Origin of the sequence: Pseudosporangium ferrugineum, assembly GCF_003002065.1 — a bacterium.
In the GTDB taxonomy this organism is placed as follows: domain Bacteria; phylum Actinomycetota; class Actinomycetes; order Mycobacteriales; family Micromonosporaceae; genus Actinoplanes; species Actinoplanes ferrugineus_A.
Window position 1 is genome coordinate 861252 of the sequence record NZ_PVZG01000001.1, and the last position, 24555, is coordinate 885806.

Consider the following 24555-nt stretch of genomic DNA (forward strand, 5'->3'; position numbering starts at 1 on the left):
CCGCACGCTACCACGGGGCGGGGACGCTCTGTAAAGAGTGCTTACCGTCAGCCGCGCCGCGCCCGGCCTTGATGACGGCGACCTGGCCCTGCGCCACCTCCGCCCGCTGCTGGAGGCCCTCCACCGTGGTCTGGAGGACGAGGGCCTTCTCCTGGAGCTTCTCCGCCTGTTCCTGCCGGCGCAGCAGCTTGCGCAGCGCCCGGTCGAGACCGCGCAACCGGCCCACCACGGACAGGATCGCCGCCCCGAGGATCACCAGGGCGAACACCACTACCGCGAGCACGATCCACAACACCATGGCGGACAGCTTAGGGCGTGCCGGGGGCCGGCGCCGCGTACTGGTCCAGCGCCGTCGTGGCCTGTGCCCGGATCCGCTCGACCAGCGCCGCCGGCCCGACCACCGTCACGTCGGGGCCCACGCCGAGCAGGAAGCGCTGCGCCCAGCCGAGGTCGGTGACCCGCATCGTCACCACCCACTCGTCGCCGTCGCGGCGGACCTCCTCGCACGGGTAGTACTCGGTGATCCAGCGGCTGCCGCGGCCCACCCGCAGCGTGACCAGCGGCAGGTCCGGCCCGGGGTGGAACACGCCGTCGCGGACGTCGTGCGGCACCGCCTTCGCGGGCGGCGCGGCCGGCTCGTCCAGCTCGGTGAAGGCGTCGATGCGGTCGATGCGGAACAGCCGGGTGCCCTCGGCGCGCCGGCACCACGCCTCCAGGTAAGCCCGGTTGCCGACCATGAGCACCCGCATCGGGTCGATGACCCGCTCGGTCGTCTCGTCGCGCGCGGCGGTGTAGTAGGTGATGCCCATGGCGTGCCGGCGCTCCACGATGGCCCGGATCGCGTCGAGCCGCTCGCTGTTGGCCGGCAGGCGCACGGTCACCGGCGCGTCGCCGAGGTCGCCGGCCGCACTCTCGATCTTGGCCAGCGCCCGCTCGATCGCGTCCCGCGAGCCGATGCCCGGGGTCTCGGCGAGCATCCGCAGCGCCACCACCAGCGCGAGGGCCTCGTCCGGATTGAGCCGCAGCGGCCGGTCGATGCCCGCGTCGTAGGTGATCGTCACCCGGTCGCCGTCGAGGGCCATGTCGATGAGGTCGCCGGGGCCGTAGCCGGGCAGCCCGCAGACCCAGAGCAGCTCCAGGTCCTCGCGCAGCTGCCGCTCGGTGATCCGGAAGTCGGCCGCCGCCTCCGCGACCGCGATCCCCGGCCGGGCCAGCAGGTACGGCACCAGGTTGAGCAGCCGCCCGAGCCGGTCGGCGGAGGCGCGACCGGCCGGGGTGCGCTGCTGCGGCGTCACGACGGCACTCCCGCCGGGGCCGGCTCGTGCCGGGCGACGACCTCCTTGAGCTGCTGGATGACCGCCTCGCGCAGCTCCGGCGGCCCGTCCGCGCGCACCTCGGCGCCGTAGCCGACCAGCCGTGACGCCAGCCACTCGACGTCGGAGTACGGGATCGTGAGCCGGTCGCCGCCCGGGGCCGGGACGGTCTCCACGGCCAGCCGGCGCAGTCCCGCCGCCCGGCCCGGACGCACCACGACCGTGGCCCGGCCGGTGCGTTCGGCCGGCCCGGAGAAGCTCGCGACGTGGCTGATCAGGTCGGTGTTCTCCGGGGGTGTGAAGGCGCCCTCGGGCCCCACGGCCCGCACCGGCCCGACGATGCGGGACAGCCGGAAGCAGCGGGTGGCGTCCCGGTCGCGGTCGTGGCCGACCACGTACCAGCGGCCCTGCCAGCACACCACGCCCCAGGGCTGGAGCCGGCGGGTGGACGGCTCGTCGACCTCGGGCACGCGATACGAGAACGTCACCGCCCGCCGCGCCCGGGCCGCCCCGGTGAGCGGCGCGAACGCCGGGTCGACGGTGACCACCGGCTCGACGCCGAGGGTCGCCTGCGGGTCCACCTCGACGCCGGCCGCCCGCAGCTTCGCCAGGCCGGAGGACGCGGCGGCGGCGAGACCGGCGTGCTGCCACAGCCGGGCGGCGATGCCCACGGCGGCGGCCTCGTCCGGTTCGAGCGGAATGTCGGGCAGGGCGTACTCGCGGTGCGCGATCCGGTAGCCGTGCTCGGTGTCGAACGCGCTGGCCAGGCCGGTCTCGAGCGGTACGCCCAGCTCCCGCAGCTCCGCCTTGTCCCGCTCGAACTTGCGCTGGAAGGCCTCGTGGTCGCGCGGGTCCTCGGGATCGTGCTCGTACCCGGGCACGGTCGCGGCGATCTGCGCGGCGGTCAGGAACCGTCGCGTGGACAGCAGACAGATCACCAGGTTCACCAGGCGCTCGGTACGGGTCCGCGACACGACCGAAACGCTAGCAGCCCGGCGTCGCCTATGGCGGCATGCGGATCGCGGGGACGGTTATCTCCCGCCACCCGGGGGAAGCACTCTGCCGTGCCCGAGACCTCCCCCACCGCGGAAACCACTCAAAACCCCCGGGACGAGCCGCCGGTCGGGCTCGCCGGCGCGGCCGCGCTGCCCGCTCCCGCCGAGCCGGACGGCGGTGGGAACGAGAGCGTCGGCACGGTCGTCCTCGCCGGGCTGGCCAACCAGATCGCCGACGACCTGGCCGCCATCCCGGTCGTGACGGCGGTGCCGACGCTGCTGACCATGCAGCTCGGGCCCGGCGAGATCCTGGTCGCGGCGAAGGTCGACTTCGACGACGACGTCACCGGCGCCCGGATCGAGGAGGCGTCGGACGAGGCGGAGCGCCGGCTGCGGGCCCGCTACCCGGGCATCCGCTACGTCTTCCTCGACCCGACGCGCGGCCGCGCCGGACGCAATCACCGCGACGGCGGGGTGGACCTATAGGGTCGCCGCCATGGTGCGCTGGCGGTCAGGAACGGTTTCTTCGGTACGCCGGAAGTGGCGCGGCGCGATCGAGCTGGAGGTCGCCACCGGGGACGGCCCGCTGAGGGCGCTCGCGTACCCGGAGCTGACCGGCGCCCCGGAGCCCGGCGACCGGGTGCTGCTCAACGTGGGTGCCCTGGTGATGGGCCTCGGCACCGGCGGCTACGCCCTGGTCGTGGCCCTGCCCGACCGGCTGCCGCCGGACCCGGCCGACGACGGCACGACGCGCGACTCGGGCCACCTGGTCAAGGCCCGCTACACGCCGTTGCAGCCGATCCTGCTCGGCGTGGACGAGGAGGCCTCGCCGCACCGGGAGGCGCTGGCAGAGGCGACCGGCATCGACGACATGCCGGTGGTGACCGCGGACCTGCACTCGGCGTTGCCGGCGATCCTCGCGGGTGTCCACGCCGACCGGCCCGACGCCCGGGTCGCCTACGTCATGACCGACGGCGGTGCCCTGCCCGCCTGGTTCTCCCGCACCCTGGACGGCCTGCGCGACCACCTGGCCGGCACGGTCACCACCGGCCAGGCGTTCGGCGGCGACCTGGAGGCGAGCACGGTCCACACCGGCCTGCTGGCGGCCCGGCACGTGCTCGGCGCCGACGTCGCGATCGTCGCCCAGGGGCCGGGCAACCTCGGCACGGGTACGCCCTGGGGCTTCTCCGGCGTGGCCCTCGGCGAGGCGGTCAACGCGACGGTGGCGCTGGGCGGGCGGCCCGTCGGCTCGCTGCGCATCTCGGACGGGGACGGCCGGCCCCGGCACCGTGGGGTCTCCCACCACAGCCTCACCGCGTACGGAAAGGTCGCGCTGGTCCCCGCCGACCTGCCGGTGCCGGCCGACCTGCCGGTGGACCTGGCCCGGGACGTCTCGGAGGCCCTCGCCCCGCTGAAGGTCCTGCACAGCGTGGTCGAGGTCGCCACCGACGGCCTCGACGCGGCACTGCAGGCGAGCCCGGTCACCCTGTCGACGATGGGCCGCGGGCTGGCCGAGGACCACGCCTACTTCGTCTCCGCGGCGGTCGCCGGCCGGCACGCGGCCTCGCTGCTAGCTCTCTAGCCTGCGGATCAGGGTGACGCCGTCACGGACCGGCAGCATCACCGACTCGACCCGCTCGTCGGCCACGACCAGGTCGTTCACCTCGCGGATCGCGGCGACGGCGGCCGTCGGCGTGCCGGCCGCGACCACCTGGCCGCGCTGGAGCACGTTGTCGAGCACGATCAGGCCGCCGGGCCGCAGCCGCGGGACGAGCTCCTCGTAGTACGCCCGGTAGCCGGTCTTGTCCGCGTCGATGAACGCGAAGTCGACGACCGGGCCGGCGGGCAGCGCCCGCAGGGTCTCCACGGCCGGGGCGATCCGCAGGTCGATGCGGTCGTCGACGCCGGCCCTCTTCCAGTACGCCCGCGCCACCGTCGTCCACTCCTCGGAGACGTCGCAGGCGAGCAGCCGCCCGCCCGGCGCCAGCCCCCGGGCGATGCAGATGGCCGAGTAGCCGGTGAAGACGCCCACCTCGACCGCCGTACGCGCGCCGGTCAGCCGCACGAGCATGGTGAGCAGCTCCCCCTCGTCCTGGGAGATCTGCATGCCGGCGGCGTCCGGGAACGCGGCCCTGGTCTCGGCGGCGAGCTCGCGGAGGACGTCGTCCGCGGGGGTGCAGTGGGCGAGCAGGTAGTCGCTGAGCGCGGGAGCGATGATGTCAGCCATACCGGCCAGCCTCGCCGATCCCGCCCGCGCGGGCAAAACCCCGCGCGGGGGTCAGCTGGAGATCACGAGGTAGAGCCAGCCGAGCACCATCGCGGCCACGGCGACCGCCATGACCCACGTGGGCACCAGGTGGTCGCCCTGGCGGTCCCGGGCGAGCTGCCCGCGGATGCGCTCCCGGCGACGCTCGGCGCGGGCGCGGAGGAAGTCCTCGACCGAGCGGCCGGGCTTGTCCGCGGGCGGGTCCTGGCCGGGCTCGTGCGACGCTGAAGTCATAGCCCGGCCAGCCTAGCCCTCCCGGCTCACATGCTCGCGATCAGGCGCTCCACCCGCTCGTCGTACGCCCGGAACGGGTCCTTGCACAGCACGGTCCGCTGCGCCTGGTCGTTGAGCTTGAGGTGCACCCAGTCGACGGTGAAGTCGCGCCGCTTCTCCTGCGCGTGCCGGATGAACTCGCCGCGCAGCCGCGCCCGCGTGGTCTGCGGCGGCGTCTCCTTGGCCTCGAAGATCTCCAGGTCGTTGGAGATGCGGTCGACCTGCTTACGCTTCTCCATCAGCGCGTACAGGCCCCGGCCGCGGCGCACGTCGTGGTACGCCAGGTCGAGCTGGGCGATCCGCGGGTGCGACATGGGGATGTCGTGCTTGGCCTGGTAGCGCTCGATCAGCTTGAGCTTCGACACCCAGTCGATCTCCCGGGACACCGGGTCGAGGTCGCCGCTCTCGATCGCGTTGAGCACCCGGCCCCACAGCTCGACGACCCGCTTGGCGGTCTGGTCGCCGCCGCGCCGCTCGACGAACTCGGTCGCCTTGGCCAGGTATTCCTGCTGGATCTCGAGGGCGCTGACCTCCTTGTTGTTGGCCAGCCGGATCTTGCGGCGGCCGGTGACGTCGTGGCTGACCTCGCGGATGGCCCGGATCGGGTTCTCCAGCGTGAGGTCGCGCATGACCACGCCGGCCTCGATCATCCGCAGCACGATGTCGGCGCTGCCGACCTTGAGCAGCGTGGTGACCTCGTTCATGTTCGAGTCGCCGACGATGACGTGCAGGCGCCGGTAGCGCTCGGCGTCGGCGTGCGGCTCGTCGCGGGTGTTGATGATCGGCCGCGACCGGGTGGTGGCGCTGGAGACGCCCTCCCAGATGTGCTCGGCGCGCTGCGACAGGCAGAACACCGCGCCGCGCGGCGTCTGCAGGACCTTGCCGGCGCCGCAGATCAGCTGCCGGGTGACCAGGAACGGGATGAGCACGTCGGCGAGGCGGCCGAACTCGCCGTGCCGCGACACGAGGTAGTTCTCGTGGCAGCCGTACGAGTTGCCGGCCGAGTCGGTGTTGTTCTTGAACAGGTAGATCTCACCCGCGATCCCCTCGTCGTGCAGCCGCTTCTCGGCGTCGACGAGCAGGCCCTCGAGGATGCGCTCCCCGGCGCGGTCGTGTGCCACCAGATCGGTGACGGAGTCGCACTCGGGCGTCGCGTACTCGGGGTGGGAGCCGACGTCGAGGTAGAGGCGGGCACCGTTGCGGAGAAAGACGTTGCTGCTGCGTCCCCAGGACACCACTCGGCGGAACAGGTAGCGGGCCACCTCGTCGGGCGACAGCCGCCGCTGCCCCCGGTAGGTGCACGTGACTCCGTACTCGGTTTCGAGGCCGAAAATTCGCCGTTCCATGACGAAACACTAGCCTCACAAGGCCTCCGAGCGGCAGTGACAACGCGCCCTTTCACCGCAGCGCAGCGTGGCGATCTTCATCCGCAGGCCCCCGACCTGCGGATACACTGCGGACCTGATGAATCTTCTGGTCACCGGCGGCGCCGGCTTCATCGGCTCGGCCTTCGCGCGGGCGGTCCTCGCGGACACCCTGCCGGGCCTCGAGGGCGCGCGGGTCACCGTCCTCGACAAGCTCACGTACGCGGGCAATTTCGCCAACCTCGGCCCGGTGGCGCACAGCAAACGCCTCGACTTCGTCCCCGGCGACGTCTGCGACACGGCGCTGGTCGCCTCGGTCCTGCCGCGCCACGACCACGTGGTCCACTTCGCGGCGGAGTCCCACGTCGACCGCTCGATCCGGGGTGCGGCCGAGTTCGCCACCACCAACGTGCTGGGCACCCAGGTGCTGCTGGACGCCGCGCTGCGGCACGGCGTCGAGAAGTTCGTCCAGGTGTCCACGGACGAGGTCTACGGCTCGATCGCGTCGGGCACGTGGACGGAGGCGACCCCGCTGGCGCCGACCTCCCCCTACGCGGCGACCAAGGCGGGGGCGGACCTTCTGGCGCTGGCCTTCTTCCGTACGCACGGACTGCCGGTGACCGTGACCCGCTGCGCCAACAACTACGGGCCGTACCAGCACCCGGAGAAGCTGATCCCCCGCTTCGTGACGAACCTGCTGAGCGGCCGGAACGTCCCGCTGTACGGCGAGGGCACCCAGATCCGCGACTGGGTCCACGTGGAGGACCACTGCCGCGCGACCGCGCTGGCGCTCACCGCCGGCCGCCCAGGCGAGGTGTACCACGTCGGCGGCGGCGACGAGCTGACGAACAAGGAGCTGACCGGGCTGCTGCTCGACGCGTGCGGGGCCGGCTGGGACCGGGTGGACCACGTGCCGGACCGCAAGGGCCACGACCACCGGTACGCCCTCGACGACACCCGCCTCCGCGAGGAACTCGGCTACCGCCCCGCGATCGACTTCAGCACCGGCCTGGCGGAGACGGTCCGGTGGTACCGCGACAACGAGGACTGGTGGCGTCCCCTGCTCGGCGACTGAGCCCCGGCCGGTACGGCACAATCCCACCATGTCCGCACACCCGCACCTGGTCCGCCAGGCCGCCCTCCAGGCCGAGGCCGCGACGGTCCTCACCGGCCTGGACCTCGCGACACTGGTGGCCGGCATCGGCCCGCTCGTCCCGGCCGGCAGCGTGGTCTCCGGCCTCATGTGCTGGCGCGATCTGGACCTGATGCTGCACGTGGGCGCGGACTTCCGGCCCGTCGACGTGCTCGACCTGATGCGCCGGATCGTCGAGCGCCCGGGCGTGGTCGGCCTGCAGTACAGCGACGAACGCGGCCCGCGCGCCCCCACCGATCAACGGCGGGACGAGCGGTACCACGTGCCGATCACGGTCCTGCACGCCGGCGAGACCTGGCGGATCGACCTCACGCTGTGGCTGCACGACCCGCACCTGAACATCCCCGCGTGGCACGAGGACCTGAGCCGGCGGATCACCGGCGAGCAGCGCCTGGCCGTGCTCCGCATCAAGGACGTGTGGCACCGCCACCCCGCCTACCCGGACGAGATCGGCGGGGTGGACATCTACACGGCGGTGCTCGACCACGGCGTCAGCCGGCCGGACGAGTTCGGCGCCTGGCTGGCCGAGCGCGGCCGAGCGCCGCGCTAGGCCAGTCCTGGCGGGCCCACCGCAGCCCGGCCGTGAACGGCCGTCAGTCCTTCTTGTCGTCGTCGTCCGGCTTGCCCTCGAGGTCGACCGAGGCCGCGGACACGGTCGGCTTGTCCTCGCCGGGCGCCGGCGGCGCGGTGTCGCCGGCCTCGCCCACCTCGGGCTCCGGTTCGTCCTTGCCGCCGCCGAGCAGCGACTCCAGCGCCGCCCCGGCGATCCGCCGGAACGCCCGGCCCTTGCGCTGCCGGTCGAGGACGGCCACCTCGAGCTGGGAGGCGCCCAGCTCGCGGGCGGCGCCGTTCTCGCCGCCGACGCTGCCGAGGCCCTTGACCGCCAGCGCGAGCGCGGTCGGCAGGTCGGCGGCCACGTCGTGGCGCTCCTTGAGGACGGTGGAGATGGCCTCCGCCGAGCCGCCCATCGCCATGAAGCCGGGCTCGTCCATGACCGAGCCGTCGTAGGTGATGCGGTACAGTTCGTCGGCCTCCGGGGTGGCACCGACCTGCGCGACGCAGATCTCCACCTCGTACGGCTTCTGCGTCTCCGAGAAGATGGCACCGAGCGTCTGCGTGTACGCGTTGGCGAGGGCGCGGCCGGTCACGTCGCGCCGGTCGTACGCGAGGCCGTTGAGGTCGGCCATCCGCACGCCGGCCCGGCGCAGGCTCTCGAACTCGTTGTAGCGGCCGACGGCCGCGAAGCCGATCTTGTCGTAGAGCTCGCTGATCTTGCGCAGCGAGGTGAGGTTCTCGGCGACCAGCAGGATGCCGCCCTCGTACGTGAGCACGACGGCGGAGCGGCCGCGGGCGATGCCCTTGCGGGCGTACTCCGAGCGGTCGCGCTGGACCTGCTCGGGTGAGGCGTAGAACTGCATGGCCACGGGTGGCTACTCCTTCGATGACCGGGACGACGGATGTGAACGGAGGGCGGGAACGAGGTCCGGCGCGGCGCCGGGGCACGCGCGGCCCGGACGGGGCCGGGCGCGGTGCGGGCGGCGGGGCGCCGCTCAGCCGCCCGGGTTCTCCATGCGTCCGGCGACCACTTCCTCGGCCACCGCGTTGATCTCGGCCTCGGTGAGCCGGTGGGTGCTGTCCGCCGTGGCGGTCATGACCACCGGGTAGATCTTGCGGGTCAGGTCGGGCCCGCCGGTCGCCGTGTCGTCGTCCGCGGCGTCGTAGAGCGCCTCGACCGCGAGCCGGATCGCCTCCTGGGTGCCGATGCCCGGCCGGTACCGCTTCTTGAGGGCGGCCTTGGCGAACAGCGAACCCGAGCCGATCGCGTCGAAGCCGGTCTCCTCGTAGAGCCCGCCCGCGACGTCGAAGCTGAAGATGCGCCCGACCCGGCCCGGGTCGGCCGGGGACAGGTCGAAGCCCGCGAACAGGGGCACGACGGCGAGGCCCTGCATGGCCGCGCCCAGGTTGCCGCGCACCATCGCGGCGAGCCGGTTGGCCTTGCCGTCGAGGGACAGCATGGCGCCCTCGATCTTCTCGTAGTGCTCCAGCTCGACCTGGAAGATGCGCATGAGCTCGATGCCGATACCCGCGGTGCCGGCGATGCCGATCAGCGAATACGCGTCGGCGGGGTGCACCTTCTCGATGTCGCGGCTGGCGATCAGGTTCCCCATGGTGGCGCGCCGGTCACCGGCCATCACGACACCCTCGGTGGTGGCGATGGCGACGATCGTGGTGCCGTGCGGCGCGATGTCGGCCGACAGGCCCGGCGGCAACGGCCGGCGGCCCGGCAGCAGCTCGGGGGCGGCCTGACTCAGGAACTGCGTGAAGGATGACGTCCCCGCGTTGGTGAACACATCTGGAAGACGCCCGGATGGATCAAAACCCGCTGCCACGTGGTTCCTCTCGAAAACGTGATCGCGGCGGCGAGGGGTACGGGCCGTCCCGTGACCACCCGGGCCCGCCGTCGCAGTTGAAGCACAATATCCCGCGCGCCGGACCGACGCGATCATCGCCATCGAGGTGTCGATCCGGCGCGGCAGATGTCCGTTAGAGGGCGTTCGCCCTACTGGCCGCCTTTTTGCACGTAACCCCGCACGAACTCCTCGGCGTTCTCCTCCAGGACGGAGTCGATCTCGTCGAGCAGGTCGTCGACGTCCTCGGTGATCTCGGCGTGCCGCTCGGCAACCTCCGGGTTGGCCTCGGTGGTGACGTCCTCGATCTCCTCGTCGCGCTTGCCCTTGCCGGACTGCGACTGACCGCCGGTGTCTCGCGTTGCCATCCCTGTCCCCCTTCAACACCCAACCGCTTCGGGTTGGGAAAAACCTACCTCGCCGGTACGACGAAAACGGCTGCCCGCCCGCGTGTTTCTCTCCCGGCGAACCGGCTCATCGGCTCGTGATCACCTCGAGCAGGTCCTTGGCGGTGTCACACCTGTCGAAGAGCGCCCCGACGTGCTTGCGGGTGCCCCGCTCGGGCTCCATCATCGGGACCCGCACGAGCGACTCGCGGCCCACGTCGAAGATGACCGAGTCCCAGCTCGCCGCGACCACTTCGGACGCGTACCGGGCCAGGCACTGACCGCGGAAGTACGCCCGGGTGTCCTCGGGCGGCTCCACCATCGCGCGCTGGGTCTCCTCCGGCTCGAGCAGCGTCTTCATCGAGCCCCGGGCCACCAGGCGGTGGTAGAGGCCCTTCTCCGGGCGTACGTCGGAATACTGGAGGTCGACCAGCTGGAGCTTGGGCGACGACCACGGGAGGCTCTCGCGGTCGCGGTAGCCCTCGAGCAGGCGCAGCTTGGCCACCCAGTCGAGCTGGTCGGAGCAGCTCATCGGGTCGTCGCCGAGCTTGGTGAGCACGTCCTCCCACCGGTCCAGCACGTCGGCGGTCTGCTCGTCGACGTCGGCGCCCTGGCGCTCGTCCACGAACGCCCGGGCCCGCTCGAAGTAGGCCCACTGGAGGTCCAGGGCGGTGAGCCGGCGGCCGTCGCGCAGCCGCATGAGGTGTTTCAGGGACGGGTCGTGGCTGACCGCCTTGAGCTCGGAGACCGGGTCGGCCACGCCCAGCTCGCCGGTGAACACCTTCTCCTCGATCATGTTGAGGATCAGCGCCGTGGTGCCCATCTTCAGGTACGTGGCGATCTCGGAGAGGTTGGCGTCGCCGATGATGACGTGCAGGCGGCGGTACTTGTCCGCGTCGGAGTGCGGCTCGTCGCGGGTGTTGATGATCGGCCGCTTCAGCGTGGTCTCCAGGCCGACCTCGACCTCGAAGAAGTCCGCGCGCGACGAGATCTGGAAGCCGGAGCCGGAGCCGTCCTGGCCGAGGCCGACGCGGCCGGCGCCGCAGAAGATCTGCCGGGTGACGAAGAACGGCGTCAGGTGGGCGACGATGTCCGCGAAGGGCGTCTGGCGGCGCATGAGGTAGTTCTCGTGCGCACCGTACGAGGCGCCCTTGTTGTCGGTGTTGTTCTTGTAGAGCTGGATCCGGTGCGTGCCGGGGATCGTCGCGGCGCGCCGGGACGCCTCGGCCATGACGCGCTCGCCGGCCTTGTCCCAGCGCACGATGTCCAGCGGGTTGGTGCACTCGGGCGTGCTGTACTCGGGGTGGGCGTGGTCGACGTAGAGGCGGGCGCCGTTGGTGAGTATCACGTTCGCCAGACCGAGGTCCTCGTCGGCGAGGGCGTCCGCCGGGTCGTACGCCGCGCCGGAATACGTGAACCCGCGGGCGTCGCGCAGCGGCGACTCCTCCTCGTAGTCCCACCGGGCCCGGCCGCCGCGGTTGAGCTCGGGGCGGGCGCCGTACGCGTTGACGACCTGGGAGGACGTGACCATCGGATTGGCGCCGGGCTGCCCCGGCACGGAGATGCCGTACTCGACCTCGGTGCCCATAATCCGTCGAACGCTCATGCGACCACCCTGCCCGCCACTGTGCTGCCGTTGCCCATGTATCGAGCCTAGACGCTTCCGTATCGGTTCTCGCCCCGGGCCGTACGCGTAACGGCACGCACAGTGGTCATCAGGCGCCACAGCGGGACGACGTGGAGATGGGAAGACGCGGGCGGAGGACGACCTCCGCCCGCGTCCGCGAGCGTCTGTTACAGGTACTGACCGGTGTTGCTGGCGGTCTCGATGGAACGGCCGGCCTCGGCGCCCTTGCCGCCGGAGACGAGCGTGCGGATGTAGACGATCCGCTCGCCCTTCTTGCCGGAGATGCGGGCCCAGTCGTCCGGGTTGGTGGTGTTGGGCAGGTCCTCGTTCTCGCGGAACTCGTCGACGCAGCTGTCGAGCAGGTGCTGCAGGCGCAGCCCCTTCTTGCCGGAGGTGAGGAACTCCTTGATCGCCATCTTCTTGCCGCGGTCGACGATGTTCTGGATCATCGCGCCGGAGTTGAAGTCCTTGAAGTACAGGACCTCCTTGTCACCGTTGGCGTAGGTGACCTCCAGGAAGCGGTTCTCCTCGGACTCCGTGTACATCCGGAGCACGACCGCCTCGATCATGGCCGCGACCGTGACGTCGGCGTCGCCACCGTGCTCGGCGAGGTCCTCAGAGCTGAGCGGCAGGCCGGGGAGGATGTACTTGGCGAAGATGTCCTTCGCCGCCTCCGCGTCCGGGCGCTCGATCTTGATCTTCACGTCGAGCCGGCCGGGGCGCAGGATGGCCGGGTCGATCATGTCCTCGCGGTTGGAGGCGCCGATGACGATGACGTTCTCCAGGCCCTCGACACCGTCGATCTCGCTGAGCAGCTGCGGGACGATGGTGTTCTCGACGTCGGAGGAGACGCCGGAGCCACGGGTCCGGAAGATCGAGTCCATCTCGTCGAAGAACACGATCACCGGCGTGCCCTCGCCGGCCTTCTCCCGCGCCCGCTGGAAGACCAGGCGGATGTGCCGCTCGGTCTCACCCACGTACTTGTTGAGCAGCTCGGGACCCTTGATGTTGAGGAAGTAGCTGGTGTGCTTCTCCTCGCCGCGGCGCTCGGCGATCTTCTTCGCCAGCGAGTTGGCGACCGCCTTGGCGATCAGGGTCTTGCCGCAGCCGGGCGGGCCGTAGAGCAGGATGCCCTTCGGCGGGCGCAGCTGGTGCTCCCGGAACAGGTCGGCGTGCAGGAACGGCAGCTCCACCGCGTCGCGGATCTGCTCGATCTGCGAGTGCAGACCGCCGATGTCGGTGTAGTCGACGTCCGGCACTTCCTCGAGGACGAGCTCCTCGACCTCGCTCTTCGGGATCCGCTCGTACGCGTACGCCGAGCGGGGCTCGATCATCAGCGAGTCGCCGGCCCGCAGCTTGGAGATCTCGAGCGAGTCGGCCAGGTGGACGATCCGCTCCTCGTCGGCGTGCGAGACGACCAGGGCCCGGTCTCCCGGGGCGCCGCCCGGACCGGCCAGGACCTCCTTGAGCAGGACGACCTCGCCGACCCGCTCGTAGCCGAACGCGTCGACCACGTTGAGCGCGTCGTTGAGCAGCACCTCCTGCCCCCGCTTGAGCTCCTCGACCTCGAGGGACGGGGACACGGCCACCCGGAGCTTGCGCCCGCCGGTGAAGACGTCGACGGTGCCGTCCTCGTGGGCGGCCAGGAATACGCCGTAGCCGCTGGGCGGCTGGGCGAGCCGGTCAATCTCTTCCTTGAGAGTGACGATCTGAGCCCGGGCTTCCTTGAGGGTCGCCACGAGCCGGTCGTTGTTCTCGGTCAGCCGGGCCAGCTGCGCCTGCGTTGCCGCGAGCCGTTCCTCGAGCTGCCGGACGTGTCGGGGGCTTTCGGTCAACTTGCGCCGTACCAGAGCGAGTTCCTCCTGCAGGAACGCAACCTGGCTGGAGAGATCGTTGGCCTCTTTCTCCCAACGTGCGGCGCGTGAATCCGCCTCGTCGCTACGTGCCACGTCCCACCTCCCCGGGGGCTCGAACGTCTTGAGAGAAAGACTAACCGGTGCGGGGCGGATTTCGACCCATGCAACACCCTCGTCACTGAACCTTGATCGATTGGGTCAGGTGGGCGCACCGGGTGGTCAGACCCTTCGGGTACCGTCGGAGCGGGCGAAACATGGGAGGTGTTCGGTGTCCGCACCGACCGAAACTGATGAACTCCAGGTCTGGGTGGATCAGGACCTGTGCACCGGCGACGGGCTCTGCGTGCAGTACGCCCCGGAGGTGTTCGAGTTCGACATCGACGGCCTCGCGTACGTCAAGGACAGCGGCGGTGAGCTGCTGCAGAGCCCTGGCGTGCGCACCGGGGTGCCGGAACGGCTGCGCCTCGAGGTGATCGACGCGGCGAAGGAGTGCCCGGGCGACTGCATCCACGTGGTGCGCGCCTCGGACGACGTGGAAGTGGCCGGTCCGGACGCGGACTGAGCCCTTCCGCGCTCCTGCCGGGCCGGAGCACGCCAAGCCCGGCAAGAGCGGAAAATGTCACAGTGTCGGGCGGCCGACCAAAGATGCGACTATCCGGGAAAATTCCTCCAGTCGGGCGATTTGCCCCGGCCCGCCGTCGTCGAGGGTCTTGCCGAAGCGCAGCGCGTCGTGGCGCAACGCGGCCCGGCCCTCCTCCTCGGCCATCCCCGGCGGCGGCACCGCGTCGTCCACCGAGCTCAGCAGCAGGTAGACGTCGATGCTGTCGACCCGCGCCTGCCCGCTGGAGGTCCGGGTCAGGCGCCGCCGGCACCCCACCTCGGTGACGGTCGACAGCGGCACCACCCGCAGCGACGAGGTCATCGAGCCGACCGGGCCGTCCCCGGGCGCCACGTCCTCGCCGTGCCACAGCACCAGCCGACTGCCGTCACAGATGACGACCTCCTGCCAGACGCCGTTGACCTCGTTGACGAAGCGCTCCAGCGTGAAACACAGCACGGACGCCCCGCGCAGCACGCCGAAGAGCGCGTCCAGCGCCACCTCGGGGTCGCGCAGGTAGGCGCGCGCGGCCGAGTCCAGGTCCTCGTACGGCGACCAGTCCGGGAAGACCGCCGGCATCTCGTTGCTTCCCCCGAACGGCGGAGAACTCATCGCGGGCACCCGTTCCTCCCCAAGCCATCGGATCCGCGACGGAAACTACCGGACGCGCGCCGGGACGTCACACCCCGGGATCGCCGTCGATCTCTGCGCGCTCCGCGGCCAGGGCGGCCTGAGCGGCCCGGCGCAGCGCATACGCCTCGGCGCCCTTGCTCGGCTTGCGCCGGCGCGGCGGGGCGGTGACGCCGGGTGCCAGCTTGCGGGCCGACACGAGGAAGGCGGTGTGCGCGATCATCCGGTGGTCCGGGCGTACGGCCAGGCCCTCGGCGTGCCAGTCGCGCACCAGCGACTCCCACGCGCGCGGCTCCGTCCAGCCTCCGCGCTCCCGCAGCGCCTCCACGAGCTCGGAGAGCTGCGGAGTGGTGGCCACATACCCGATGAAGACCCCGCCGGGCACGAGCGCCTTCTCGACCATGCCGAGGGCCTCCCAGGGGGTCAGCATGTCGAGGATGATCCGGTCGAAGCCGGTGCCGGTGGCGTCCGCCACGTCGCCGTGGTGCAGGTGCCAGGCCGGGTGCGGGCCGCCGAAGAACGCCTCGACGTTCTTGCGCGCGATGGCCGCGAAGTCCTCCCGCAGCTCGTACGAATGCAGCTCGCCGCTGCCCCCGACGGCCCGCAGCAGCGAACAGGTGAGCGCCCCCGAGCCGACGCCGGCCTCCATCACCTTCGCGCCCGGGAAGACGTCACCCATGGCGACGATCTGCGCGGCGTCCTTCGGGTAGATGACCTGCGCGCCGCGCGGCATCGACAGCACGTAGTCGGAGAGCAGCGGACGCAACGCCAGGTACGCCGTGCCGCCGCTGGACGTGACGACACTGCCGTCCGGCAGGCCGATGAGGGCGTCGTGCTCCAGCGCGCCACGGTGGGTGTGGAACGCCTTGCCGGGCTCCAGCACGATCGTGTGCATGCGATTCTTGGGATCGGTGAGCTGCACACGGTCGCCCGGGCGGAACGGGCCCCGGTGGGCGGGCACCGGCTCGGCGGCGACGGTGTTTTCCTGAACGGTCACAGATCCCTCTCTCGGTCTACCTCGCGGCGGGGCGGCGGGCCGGGCGGCGCGGCTCCAGCAGCTCGGCCAGATCCGCGACGTTCAGCACGCCGACGACATCCTCGCCTGAGGTCACCACGTACTGAGCACCCGGGTGGGCCTGAACGGCCCGGACCACCTGCTCGCCGGTCAGCCCCACCCGCATGGCGGGCAGCCGCGCCACGTCGCGCGCGACGCTGTCGACGCTCACCCAGGGCCGCCGCTCGGCCGGGACGGCGGCCGCGGCGGTGCCGTCCACCAGCGCGACCACCCGGCCGCTCGAATCGACCACCGCCAGACCCTTGCGCGCCGGCTCGGCCGCATCGGCGCGGCGCTGCGCCTCCGCGATCGACGTTCCCGACGGTACGGCGAACAGCGGGCGCGCCAGCTTCGCGAGATCGACCAGCGGGAACCGCCGCGTCATCCGCGCGAGCCGGATCGACTGGCCCGCGCCCTGCCACAGCGTGAACACGACGAGCAGGATGAACACCAGGCCGAAGAGGGTCAGCAGGTCCAGCCGGTAGAGCGTGAACACGGCGAAGGCGGTCAGCAACGCGATCGCCCGCCCGGACCAGGCGGCCAGCTCGGTGGCCCGGTTCCGGTCCCTGGTCACCGCCCACAACCCGGCCCGCAACGCCCGCCCGCCGTCCAGCGGCAACCCGGGCAGCACATTGAAGATCGCCACGATGATGTTGCTGGCGGCGAGCTGAAAGGCTATTTCCCCGGCCACCGTACGGCCGGGGAGCAGCAGGGCGGCGGCGGTGGCCAGGACGCCCAGGACCAGAGAGACGGCCGGCCCGGCCAGCGAGACCAGCGCGTCGACGCGCGGGGTCGGCGCGTCCCGGTCCATCTCGGTCCAGCCGCCGAGGAGCTCGAGGGTGATACCGCGCACACCGATGCCGTACCGCCGGGCCGTCAGGGCGTGGCCCAATTCGTGCAGCAGCACCGAACCCAGCAGACAGACCACGAAACCGAGGCCCACCGCGTACGCGAAAGGGGCCGCCAGGCCGAGCTCGTTCTCCGCGTAGCCGCCGTAGACGACCGTGACCAGCACCGCGAGCAGCAGCATGGAGGCATTGACGAAGACCGGGATGCCGAGCACCCGCGCGACCTCCCGGCCGCCGCGCCGCCGGGCGGGCCGGTTCCGCTGCCTGCTGTCGTCCACGGCATCGATGCTACGGACCGAGTCTGAGAGGCCCGCGTGGCCGGTTTCGTCGTACCCCTCCCCTAGCCTTACCCCCATGACGGCAGAAACTGTTTTGTCCCCCTCCGAGCCCGGCCGGGAACGGCCCGCCGGGCCCTCGCTCTCGCCGTCACGGGCGGCGGACTTCAAGACCTGCCCGCTGCTCTTCCGCTTCCGCACCATCGACCGCCTCCCCGAGCAGCCGACCCGCGACCAGGTCCGCGGCACGCTGGTGCACGCCGTCCTGGAGCGCCTCTTCGACCTCCCGGCGGAGCAACGGACACCGGCCGCCGCCGCGGCCCTGGTGGCACCGCAGTGGGAACGGCTGGTGGCCGAGGAGCCGGCGCTGTCCGGGCTGTTCTCGGTGGCGGAGGACGCCCCGGCGCCCGTCCCGGTCCTCGACCGGCCCCTCGACGACCGCCCCGCCCCGGCCCAGGTCCCCGCCCAGCCCACCGCCGGTGCTGTTCCGGGCGCGGGGTGGGATCCGGCGGTCGTGGCGAACGGGACGGAGCCGCTGCCCGGCATGCCGTCGGACGAGGCGGCGCGGCTGGAGGCGTTCCTGGCCGACGCCGGCGAGCTGCTCGACGGCTACTTCGCGGTCGAGGACCCGCAGCGCCTCGAGCCGGCCGAGCGCGAGAGCCTGGTCTCCACGCTGGTCGACGACGAACTGCTGATCCGCGGCTACATCGACCGCCTCGACGTCTCCCCCGCCGGCGACCTGCGCGTGGTCGACTACAAGACCGGCGGCGCCCCCCGCGAGGCTTTCGAGGGCCGCGCCCTGTTCCAGCTCAAGTTCTACGCCCTGGTCCTGTGGCGCACCCGCGGCGTCGTCCCCCGCGTCCTGCGCCTGCTCTACCTCAAGGACGCGGAGATCTGCGACTACAGCCCCGACGCCGAGGAGCTCGAACGCTTCGAACGCACCCTGGTCGCCCTGTCCCAGGCCATCGAACGCGCCAAGCAGGACAGGGACTTCCGCCCCAAGCCCAGCCGGCTCTGCGGCTGGTGCAGCCACCAGCAGTTCTGCCCGGAGTTCGGCGGCACCCCACCCCCCTACCCGGAACCCCCCGCCCGGCCCGCGACCGCAACCCAGGACCAGTCCCCCGACGAATCGCAGGCCCCACCCGACCACCGCGAACCCTGACCCCGCCCGGCCCGCCGTCCACCCCGGCCCGCCGCCCACCCCGGCCCGCCGGCTCCGCGTGGACCGGATCGTCGCCACGCCGATCGCCTTCTCCATCATCGAGGCGACCCCGCCTGACGACCGCGCCCCCGGCCTGACGACCGCGCCCTGGCCCGGCGACCGAGCCGGGCGAACCCGGCCACCGAGCGGGGTGGAGCCGCGCAGCTCCGGACCACGCCGGCCCGGCCCGGACCAGACCGGGCCGCGCCACACCGCGCCACACCGCGCCGCGCCGCGCCACACCGGCCGGGCCGCGCCACACCGGCCGGGCCGCGCCAGACCGGGCGGGCCGGGCGGGCCGGGCGGGCCGGGCGGGCCGGGCGGGGATGGCCGTACCTCGGGACGGGGCGTCGGGTCCGGGGGCCGATCGCTTAGGGTGAGCGCCGGAACCGGTACGGGGAGGCTGGCGGTGGCTGCGGGCGACGGTGAGGGTGTGGCCGGGGCCGCCGGTGTGCGTACCGTCCGGGTGCTGCTCGCCGATGACCAGCCGATGCTGCGGGCGGGGTTGCGGATGGCGCTCGCCGCCGGCGGGCTGGCCGTCGTCGGGGAGGCCGGGGACGGTGCCGAGGCCGTCGAGCTGGCCCGGCGGCTGCTGCCCGATGTCGTCGTCATGGATCTGCGACTGCCGCGACTGGACGGGCTGACTGTCACGCGGCGGATCGCCGGATCGGGGCTGCCCGTGCGGGTGCTCATCCTGACCACCGACGACGCCGACGAGACGGTGCTGGGGGCCGTCGCCGCCGGGGCCTCCGGATACCTGTGCAAGGACGTGCCGGGGGACGAGCTCGTGGCTGCCATCCGTACGGTGGCGTCCGGGGGTGCGGTCGTCGCGCCGTTGATCCTCGACCGGTTGCTGATCCGGCTGGCCGAGACCCTGCCCGCCGCGGAGACCACGGCGGCGGCGCCCGCGCTGGACACCCTCACCGAGCGCGAGCGGGAGGTGCTGGTCCACGTCGCCAAGGGTCACTCGAACGCCGAGATCGCCCGGGCGCTGCTGGTGAGCGAGACGACCGTGAAGACACACGTCGGTCACCTGCTGACCAAGCTCCGGCTGCGGGACAGGGTGCAGGCGGTCGTTCTGGCCTACGAGACCGGCCTGGTCCGGCCCGGCGGCTGACCCGCCACAGAACGCGCCCGGCGCCCGACCGCAGAACGCGCCCGGCGCCCGACCGCAGAACGCGCCCGGCGCCCGACCGCAGAACGCGCCCGGCGCCCGGCCGCAGAACGGGCGCGGCGTCAGGCCACGGCCGGGAGGGTGAGCGCCCGGTGCACGTCGATGTTGCCGCTCGCCGTACGGACGCGCAGCTCGAGCGTGGCCGCCGCCCGGCCCTCCGCCGGCGCGTCCCCCATCGCGAGGTCGCTGCTCGTCGAGCCTGTGGCCGTGCTGAGGTCGAGCCAGACGCCCGTGCCCGGCGTGACGCCCACGACCACGTCGCCCGACATGGTGGCGAGGTCCGCGCGGCCGCGGGTCATGACGCCGATCTCCACCGTGCCGGAGGCCGTCCGCGCGCTGACCGAGCCGCCGGCCCTGGCGACCGTGATGTTCCCGCTGGCGGTGCTGGCGTTGACGTCACCGGTGACGTCACCCGCCCACAGCGCGCCGGAGGCCGAGTTCAGGCGCAGCGAGCCGTCCACGCGGTCCGCGAGGACGTTCCCGGAGGCCGACTTGAGCCGGGCGTCGCCGGTGGCGTGCTCCAGCCGTACGTGCGCCGAGGAGAGGCTGGCGTGCACCGTCGAGTAGCGGCCCGCCAGGCGCAGGTCCGCCGCCGCCGACCTGGCCGCCACGGTGCTGTCGAGCGGCACCCGCACCGTGACGTGTGCCCCGGGCGTACGCCGCCACCCCCAGCCCGCCGCATCCGGGGCGTGCACGATCAGCGTGCCGCCCTCCAGAGCGATGGTGAGGTGGGCGGACGCGTCGGTGCCGTCGGGCGCGATCACGTCGACGCGGGCGGTGGTGCGGTCCTCGGCGATGACGTCCGCGCTGCCGCGGTGCAGGCGCAGCGAGACGGTGACGGGGCCGGTGAGGTCGAACTCGGGCATGGCGTTTCCTTCCCGGAAGGGGTTCAGGCCTGCGCGTATCCGGTGATGCGGCGGCCGGTGCGGCGGGGCGCCTGCGGGGACGGCGGGACGGACGTGCCGGAGGCGGCCGCCGCGACCGCGCGCACCAGCCAGGCGTTGACCGAGATGCCCTCGGCCGCGGCGGCCTGTTCCACGTGCGCCTTGAGGGCCTCGGGCATGCGCAGGGTGAGCCGGGCCAGGTCGCCGCTCTCGGCCGCGGGCGGCGCCGGCGGGGGGTCGGGCGGCGGCTCGACCGGCGCGTGGCTGACCACGAGGTCGGCCTCCCGGCCGCGCAGACGCACGTCGACGACGGGCCCGTGCAGCTTGGTGGTGATCTCGGCCGTGGCGTCCGACAGGGCCTGGAGCAGGGCGAGCCGCGCGGACGCCTCGAGGGCGTGACCGAGCAGTTCGCCGGCCCGCGTCGTGTCCGGGCCGCCCGGCGCGGCGGCGGCTGCGAGGTCGGCCTGGAGCGACTCCAGGTACGGCGTGAGGTCCATGTCGCCAATATGACGTCATCGTTGACGTCTGTCAACCGCCATGATGACGTCATGAGAGGTTCCGGGGAAAACCCTGAGAGGCCCTGGGTGACGACCCTCAGCGAAATCTCGCGTCACCCTCCGACCCCAGGCGGACGCCCCGGCCCGGCGCCGCCGAAAGACTGACGGAGCCGGCCGGGCGACCAGCCCGGCCGGACCACCGCGGCGCGCCGGGACCGCCCGGCCGCGGCGGACGGCATCGAGAACGCGGCACCCGCCGGGACGCGCCCGGCGCGGAAGCGAAGACGGATATTTCAGGGGGCGACAGTGGCAGCGACGAATGCCGACCGGCCGGCGGCGGCCCGGGCCGACGAGGTCTGGAAGGTCTACGGCTCGGGCGAGGCGCGGGTCGTCGCGCTCCGGGGCGTGACCGCGGAGTTCGGGCGGGGCCGGTTCACGGCCATCATGGGCCCGTCCGGCAGCGGCAAGTCGACGCTCATGCACTGCCTGGCCGGCCTGGACACGGTCGACCGCGGGACCGTGCACGTCGGCGACACCGAGGTCAGCAAGCTCAACGACAAGACGCTGACCCGGCTGCGCCGCGACCGGATCGGCTTCATCTTCCAGCAGTTCAACCTGCTTCCCACGCTGAGCGCCAAGGAGAACATCCGGCTGCCGCTCGACATCGCCGGGCGCAAGCCGGACCCGCAGTGGTGGGACATCGTCATCGACACCGTCGGCCTGCGCGACCGGCTCAGCCACCGGCCCAGCCAGCTGTCCGGCGGCCAGCAGCAGCGCGTCGCGTGCGCGCGGGCCCTGATCGGCCGGCCCGACGTCATCTTCGCCGACGAGCCGACCGGCAACCTGGACTCGCGGTCCGGCGCCGAGGTGCTGTCCTTCCTGCGGGCCAGCGTCCGCGAGCACCAGCAGACGATCGTGATGGTGACCCACGACCCGGTCGCCGCCAGCTACGCCGACCGCGTCGTCTTCCTCGCCGACGGGCAGATCGTCGACGAGCTCGCCGACCCGACCGCCGAGACCGTCCTGGACCTGATGAAGCGGCTGGACACGCAGGCCGAACCGGTGATGCTCTGATGCTGCGCGCCACCTTCAAGAGCCTGCTGGCCCGCAAGCTGCGGCTCATCCTGTCGGGGCTGGCGGTCGTGCTCGGCGTCATGTTCGTCGCCGGGGCGTTCGTGGTCACCGACACGCTGAGCCGCTCCTTCGACACGGTCTTCGCCAGCGCGTACTCCACCACGGACGTCTCCGTGACCGCCGAGCCCAAGGTCGAGGTCTCGGAGTTCGAGGGCGAGCAGGTCGCCGCTCCCCTGCCGGCGTCCGCCGTCGACAAGATCAAGACCCTTCCCGGCGTACGGTCGGCAACCGGTCTCGTGGAGGCCGACGGTGCCCGGGTGATCGGCAGCGACGGCAAGGTCCTGACCTCGATGGGACCGCCGCGGCTGGGCGTGGCCTGGACCGGCGAGGACGACCTCGTCACGCTGCGCGAGGGTCGCGGCCCGACCGGCGCCGACGAGATCGCCGTCAACGCGACCGTGGCCGAGGGCGCCGGGATCAAGGTCGGCGACCGCGTCGGCGTGCTGACGCTGGAGCCGAAGAAGACGTTCACGCTCGTCGGCATCTACGGCTACAGCGGCGACCGGGACAGCCTCGGCGGCGTCCAGGAGGTCGCCTTCACCGAGCCGGTCGCGCAGAAGCTGATGCTGGACGCCCCCGGTTCCTACACCTCCGTACGCGTCCAGGCGGCCGGCGGCGTGACCCCGGAGGCGCTGCGCGACCGGATCGCCCCCGCGCTCGGCGCCGGCTACGTGGTCAAGACCGGCGACCAGCTCGCCGAGGAGAACGCCGCCGACCTCCAGGAAGGGCTGGCCTTCTTCGGTCAGATCCTGCTCGGCTTCGCCGGCGTGGCGCTGTTCGTCGGCGTGTTCCTGATCCTGAACACCTTCTCGATCATCGTGGCGCAGCGGACCCGCGAACTGGCGCTCATGCGGGCGCTGGGGGCGAGCAGCCGGCAGGTCATCGGCTCGGTGCTCGTCGAGGCGGTCGTGATCGGGCTGGTGGCGGCGGTGCTCGGGCTCGCGGCCGGGGTCGGGGTGGGCGCGCTGCTGGCGTACCTGTTCGCGTCCTTCGGCGGGGGCGGCCTGGAGCTGGCGCCGCTCGCGGTGCCGGCCACCGCGGTGATCAGTTCCTTCGTGGTCGGCGTGCTGGTCACGGTCGTGGCCGCGGTGCTGCCGGCGCTGCGGGCGGCACGGATCGCGCCGGTCGCGGCGATGCAGGACGTCGCCACGCCGGACCGGCCGCTCACGAGGATCAGCGCGGCCGGCGGGGCGGTCACCGCCGCCGGCGCCGCGATGCTGGGCGTCGGCCTGTTCGCGGACACCGGCGCCGAGCTGTGGCTCATCCTCGGCGGCGTCCTGGTCTCGTTCATCGGCATCGCGCTGCTGACGCCGCTGGTCAGCCGGCCCGTGGTGAGCCTGCTGGGCCGGCTGTTCTCGTGGTCGCTGCCGGGCCGCCTGGGCCGGCTCAACTCGGGCCGCAACCCGCGCCGGACCGCGATCACCGCCGCCGCGCTGATGGTGGGCATCGCCCTGGTCACCGGCGTCACCGTGATCATGGACTCGGCGAAGAGCAGCCTCAAGGCGGAGGCGGCCCGGGTCCTGAAGGCCCAGATCATGATCAGCGGCGATCAGAACGGGCCGCGGGCGCCGACGTACGATCCGGCCGTCGTGCGCCGGGCCGCCCAGATCCCGGGGGTACGCGCGGCAGCCGGCCTGTGGAGCGACCAGGTCGTCATCGACGGCGACAAGCAGTACGTGAACGCGACCGACGACCTGGCCGCGCTGGCCCAGACGTACGGCACCGGCGGCTCGCTGAACGCGCTGGAGGACGACCAGATCGCGGTGAGCGTGCCCGAGGCGGCGGAGCGTGGCTGGCAGGTCGGCTCGACCGTCACCGTGCAGGCGTCGCGCGGCAAGGAGCGCACGTACACCGTCGCGGCCACGTACCCGGAGGACTCCCTGCCCGGCCGGATCATGCTCCCGGCGGCGGCGACCCGGGACTTCGGCGTACCCCAACCGGTTCTGGGTTTCGTGCGCCTCGACGACGGCGTCCCGGTCTCGGCGGTCCTGCCGCAGGTCAAGGCGCTGGTGGCGGACAGTCCCGAGGTGTCGGCGACGGACGCGGCCGCGTTCGTCGACGATCAGGCCGCCACCTTCGACACGCTGATCACCATGATCCAGATCCTGCTCGCGCTGGCGATCCTCATCGCGGTCCTCGGCGTGATCAACACCCTGGCGCTGTCGGTCCTGGAACGCACCCGCGAACTCGGGCTGCTCCGCGCGGTCGGCCTCGGCCGGGCCCAGACCATGCGCATGGTGACGGTCGAGGCCGTCGTGATCTCGGTCTTCGGCGCCCTGCTGGGCGTGACGGTCGGGGCGGGCATGGGTACGGCGGTGACCCGCGCCCTGGAGAGCGACGGCATCACGGAGCTCGTGCTGCCCTGGTCCCGGATGGGGACGTACCTGGTGCTGGCGGCGCTGGTCGGGGTGATCGCGGCGGTGCTGCCGGCCATCCGGGCGGCCCGGCTCAACGTCCTCGGGGCGATCGCCCACGACTGAGGCCCTCGTCGCCCTGCCCCGCTGCCCGTTACCGGCCCTTCCGGGCCGCTGTGGGCGGCGGGGCAGTCCTTGTTTCACGGGCGGCGCTTGTCTTCACGGGCGGCGCTTGTTCCACGGGCGGCGCTTGTTTCACGGGCGG

General features: G+C 72.5%; 25 protein-coding genes. 9 read left to right on the plus strand and 16 right to left on the minus strand.

Going from position 1 to position 24555, the window contains the following annotated elements; genetic code table 11:
• Positions 1 to 7 precede the first annotated feature (7 nt).
• From CLV70_RS03695 to CLV70_RS03705, 3 genes are read right to left on the minus strand one after another with little or no spacing between them, the layout of a single operon-like run.
• A complete protein-coding gene (locus tag CLV70_RS03695) occupies positions 8 to 298 on the minus strand; it encodes a hypothetical protein (RefSeq protein WP_158277695.1) in 291 nt (96 codons plus the stop codon).
• Positions 299 to 308: 10 nt separating this feature from the next.
• On the minus strand, positions 309 to 1295 hold the full coding sequence (locus tag CLV70_RS03700) for a helix-turn-helix transcriptional regulator (RefSeq protein WP_106124851.1): 987 nt from the start codon (positions 1293 to 1295) through the stop codon (positions 309 to 311).
• Entirely contained in the window at positions 1292 to 2287 is a 996-nt protein-coding gene (locus tag CLV70_RS03705; protein ID WP_106124852.1) for a helix-turn-helix transcriptional regulator, read from the minus strand. Before CLV70_RS03705 ends, CLV70_RS03700 begins: the two co-directional genes overlap by 4 nt.
• Before the next feature lie 90 nt (positions 2288 to 2377).
• Between CLV70_RS03705 and CLV70_RS41965 the strand changes: the two genes are divergently transcribed.
• On the plus strand, positions 2378 to 2794 hold the full coding sequence (locus tag CLV70_RS41965; protein ID WP_342750350.1) for a cation transporter dimerization domain-containing protein: 417 nt from the start codon (positions 2378 to 2380) through the stop codon (positions 2792 to 2794).
• A 10-nt stretch (positions 2795 to 2804) separates the two neighbouring features.
• Entirely contained in the window at positions 2805 to 3890 is a 1086-nt protein-coding gene (locus CLV70_RS03715; protein WP_106124853.1) for a DUF3866 family protein, read from the plus strand.
• On the opposite strand, the gene CLV70_RS03720 is transcribed toward CLV70_RS03715, so the two are convergent.
• Genes CLV70_RS03720 through pafA form a run of 3 tightly spaced genes read right to left on the minus strand, consistent with a single transcriptional unit; the run spans position 3879 to position 6193 of the window.
• The gene (locus CLV70_RS03720; protein ID WP_106124854.1) at positions 3879 to 4535 is read right to left on the minus strand and encodes an O-methyltransferase; all 657 of its coding nucleotides are present in this window, start codon (positions 4533 to 4535) and stop codon (positions 3879 to 3881) included. The genes CLV70_RS03715 and CLV70_RS03720 overlap by 12 nt on opposite strands.
• Positions 4536 to 4586: 51 nt before the next feature.
• Positions 4587 to 4808, minus strand: a complete 222-nt coding sequence (locus tag CLV70_RS03725) for a hypothetical protein (protein ID WP_106124855.1) — start codon at positions 4806 to 4808, stop codon at positions 4587 to 4589.
• Between the two features lie 26 nt (positions 4809 to 4834).
• Positions 4835 to 6193 (minus strand): Pup--protein ligase, encoded by a 1359-nt coding sequence (gene pafA / locus CLV70_RS03730; protein ID WP_106124856.1) that lies wholly within the window; start codon positions 6191 to 6193, stop codon positions 4835 to 4837.
• A gap of 118 nt (positions 6194 to 6311) precedes the next feature.
• On the opposite strand from pafA, the gene rfbB reads away from it, so the two are divergent.
• Together rfbB and CLV70_RS03740 are read left to right on the plus strand one after the other, a co-directional pair.
• Complete coding sequence (rfbB, locus tag CLV70_RS03735; RefSeq protein WP_106124857.1) at positions 6312 to 7286, plus strand: dTDP-glucose 4,6-dehydratase; 975 nt, start codon at positions 6312 to 6314, stop codon at positions 7284 to 7286.
• Between the two features lie 28 nt (positions 7287 to 7314).
• A complete protein-coding gene (locus tag CLV70_RS03740; protein WP_106124858.1) occupies positions 7315 to 7914 on the plus strand; it encodes a hypothetical protein in 600 nt (199 codons plus the stop codon).
• Positions 7915 to 7957: 43 nt separating this feature from the next.
• On the opposite strand, the gene prcA is transcribed toward CLV70_RS03740, so the two are convergent.
• The 5 genes from prcA to arc form a co-directional block, all read right to left on the minus strand.
• The gene (prcA, locus tag CLV70_RS03745) at positions 7958 to 8788 is read right to left on the minus strand and encodes a proteasome subunit alpha (RefSeq protein ID WP_106124859.1); all 831 of its coding nucleotides are present in this window, start codon (positions 8786 to 8788) and stop codon (positions 7958 to 7960) included.
• A gap of 126 nt (positions 8789 to 8914) precedes the next feature.
• Positions 8915 to 9754 carry a proteasome subunit beta gene (gene prcB, locus CLV70_RS03750; protein ID WP_106124860.1) on the minus strand — a complete coding sequence of 280 codons (840 nt, stop codon included), beginning with the start codon at positions 9752 to 9754 and terminating at the stop codon, positions 8915 to 8917.
• A gap of 170 nt (positions 9755 to 9924) precedes the next feature.
• A complete protein-coding gene (locus CLV70_RS03760; protein ID WP_106124861.1) occupies positions 9925 to 10140 on the minus strand; it encodes a ubiquitin-like protein Pup in 216 nt (71 codons plus the stop codon).
• A gap of 106 nt (positions 10141 to 10246) precedes the next feature.
• Positions 10247 to 11764 (minus strand): depupylase/deamidase Dop, encoded by a 1518-nt coding sequence (gene dop / locus CLV70_RS03765; RefSeq protein WP_106124862.1) that lies wholly within the window; start codon positions 11762 to 11764, stop codon positions 10247 to 10249.
• A gap of 188 nt (positions 11765 to 11952) precedes the next feature.
• Positions 11953 to 13734: a proteasome ATPase gene (arc, locus tag CLV70_RS03770; protein ID WP_106124863.1), complete on the minus strand. Its 1782-nt coding sequence runs from the start codon at positions 13732 to 13734 to the stop codon at positions 11953 to 11955.
• A gap of 175 nt (positions 13735 to 13909) precedes the next feature.
• On the opposite strand from arc, the gene CLV70_RS03775 reads away from it, so the two are divergent.
• Positions 13910 to 14203, plus strand: a complete 294-nt coding sequence (locus CLV70_RS03775; protein WP_106124864.1) for a ferredoxin — start codon at positions 13910 to 13912, stop codon at positions 14201 to 14203.
• Positions 14204 to 14260: 57 nt separating this feature from the next.
• Here CLV70_RS03775 and CLV70_RS03780 read toward each other — a convergent pair whose 3' ends face one another.
• The 3 genes from CLV70_RS03780 to CLV70_RS03790 form a co-directional block, all read right to left on the minus strand.
• On the minus strand, positions 14261 to 14851 hold the full coding sequence (locus CLV70_RS03780; protein WP_170148562.1) for a hypothetical protein: 591 nt from the start codon (positions 14849 to 14851) through the stop codon (positions 14261 to 14263).
• A 67-nt stretch (positions 14852 to 14918) separates the two neighbouring features.
• Positions 14919 to 15866 (minus strand): tRNA (adenine-N1)-methyltransferase, encoded by a 948-nt coding sequence (locus CLV70_RS03785; protein ID WP_106124866.1) that lies wholly within the window; start codon positions 15864 to 15866, stop codon positions 14919 to 14921.
• A gap of 16 nt (positions 15867 to 15882) precedes the next feature.
• Positions 15883 to 17049, minus strand: a complete 1167-nt coding sequence (locus tag CLV70_RS03790) for a site-2 protease family protein (RefSeq protein ID WP_106124867.1) — start codon at positions 17047 to 17049, stop codon at positions 15883 to 15885.
• Between the two features lie 76 nt (positions 17050 to 17125).
• Between CLV70_RS03790 and CLV70_RS03795 the strand changes: the two genes are divergently transcribed.
• Both CLV70_RS03795 and CLV70_RS03800 read left to right on the plus strand, forming a co-directional pair.
• Positions 17126 to 18208 carry a RecB family exonuclease gene (locus CLV70_RS03795; protein WP_106124868.1) on the plus strand — a complete coding sequence of 361 codons (1083 nt, stop codon included), beginning with the start codon at positions 17126 to 17128 and terminating at the stop codon, positions 18206 to 18208.
• A 448-nt stretch (positions 18209 to 18656) separates the two neighbouring features.
• Positions 18657 to 19364, plus strand: a complete 708-nt coding sequence (locus CLV70_RS03800; RefSeq protein WP_281260423.1) for a response regulator — start codon at positions 18657 to 18659, stop codon at positions 19362 to 19364.
• Between the two features lie 119 nt (positions 19365 to 19483).
• On the opposite strand, the gene CLV70_RS03805 is transcribed toward CLV70_RS03800, so the two are convergent.
• A complete protein-coding gene (locus CLV70_RS03805) occupies positions 19484 to 20287 on the minus strand; it encodes a DUF4097 family beta strand repeat-containing protein (protein ID WP_106124869.1) in 804 nt (267 codons plus the stop codon).
• A 23-nt stretch (positions 20288 to 20310) separates the two neighbouring features.
• A complete protein-coding gene (locus tag CLV70_RS03810; RefSeq protein WP_106124870.1) occupies positions 20311 to 20802 on the minus strand; it encodes a toxin-antitoxin system HicB family antitoxin in 492 nt (163 codons plus the stop codon).
• 306 nt (positions 20803 to 21108) lie between these two features.
• On the opposite strand from CLV70_RS03810, the gene CLV70_RS03815 reads away from it, so the two are divergent.
• Positions 21109 to 21876 (plus strand): ABC transporter ATP-binding protein, encoded by a 768-nt coding sequence (locus tag CLV70_RS03815; RefSeq protein WP_106124871.1) that lies wholly within the window; start codon positions 21109 to 21111, stop codon positions 21874 to 21876.
• Positions 21876 to 24416: an ABC transporter permease gene (locus tag CLV70_RS03820; protein ID WP_106124872.1), complete on the plus strand. Its 2541-nt coding sequence runs from the start codon at positions 21876 to 21878 to the stop codon at positions 24414 to 24416. Before CLV70_RS03815 ends, CLV70_RS03820 begins: the two co-directional genes overlap by 1 nt.
• The last annotated feature ends 139 nt before the right edge of the window (positions 24417 to 24555 follow it).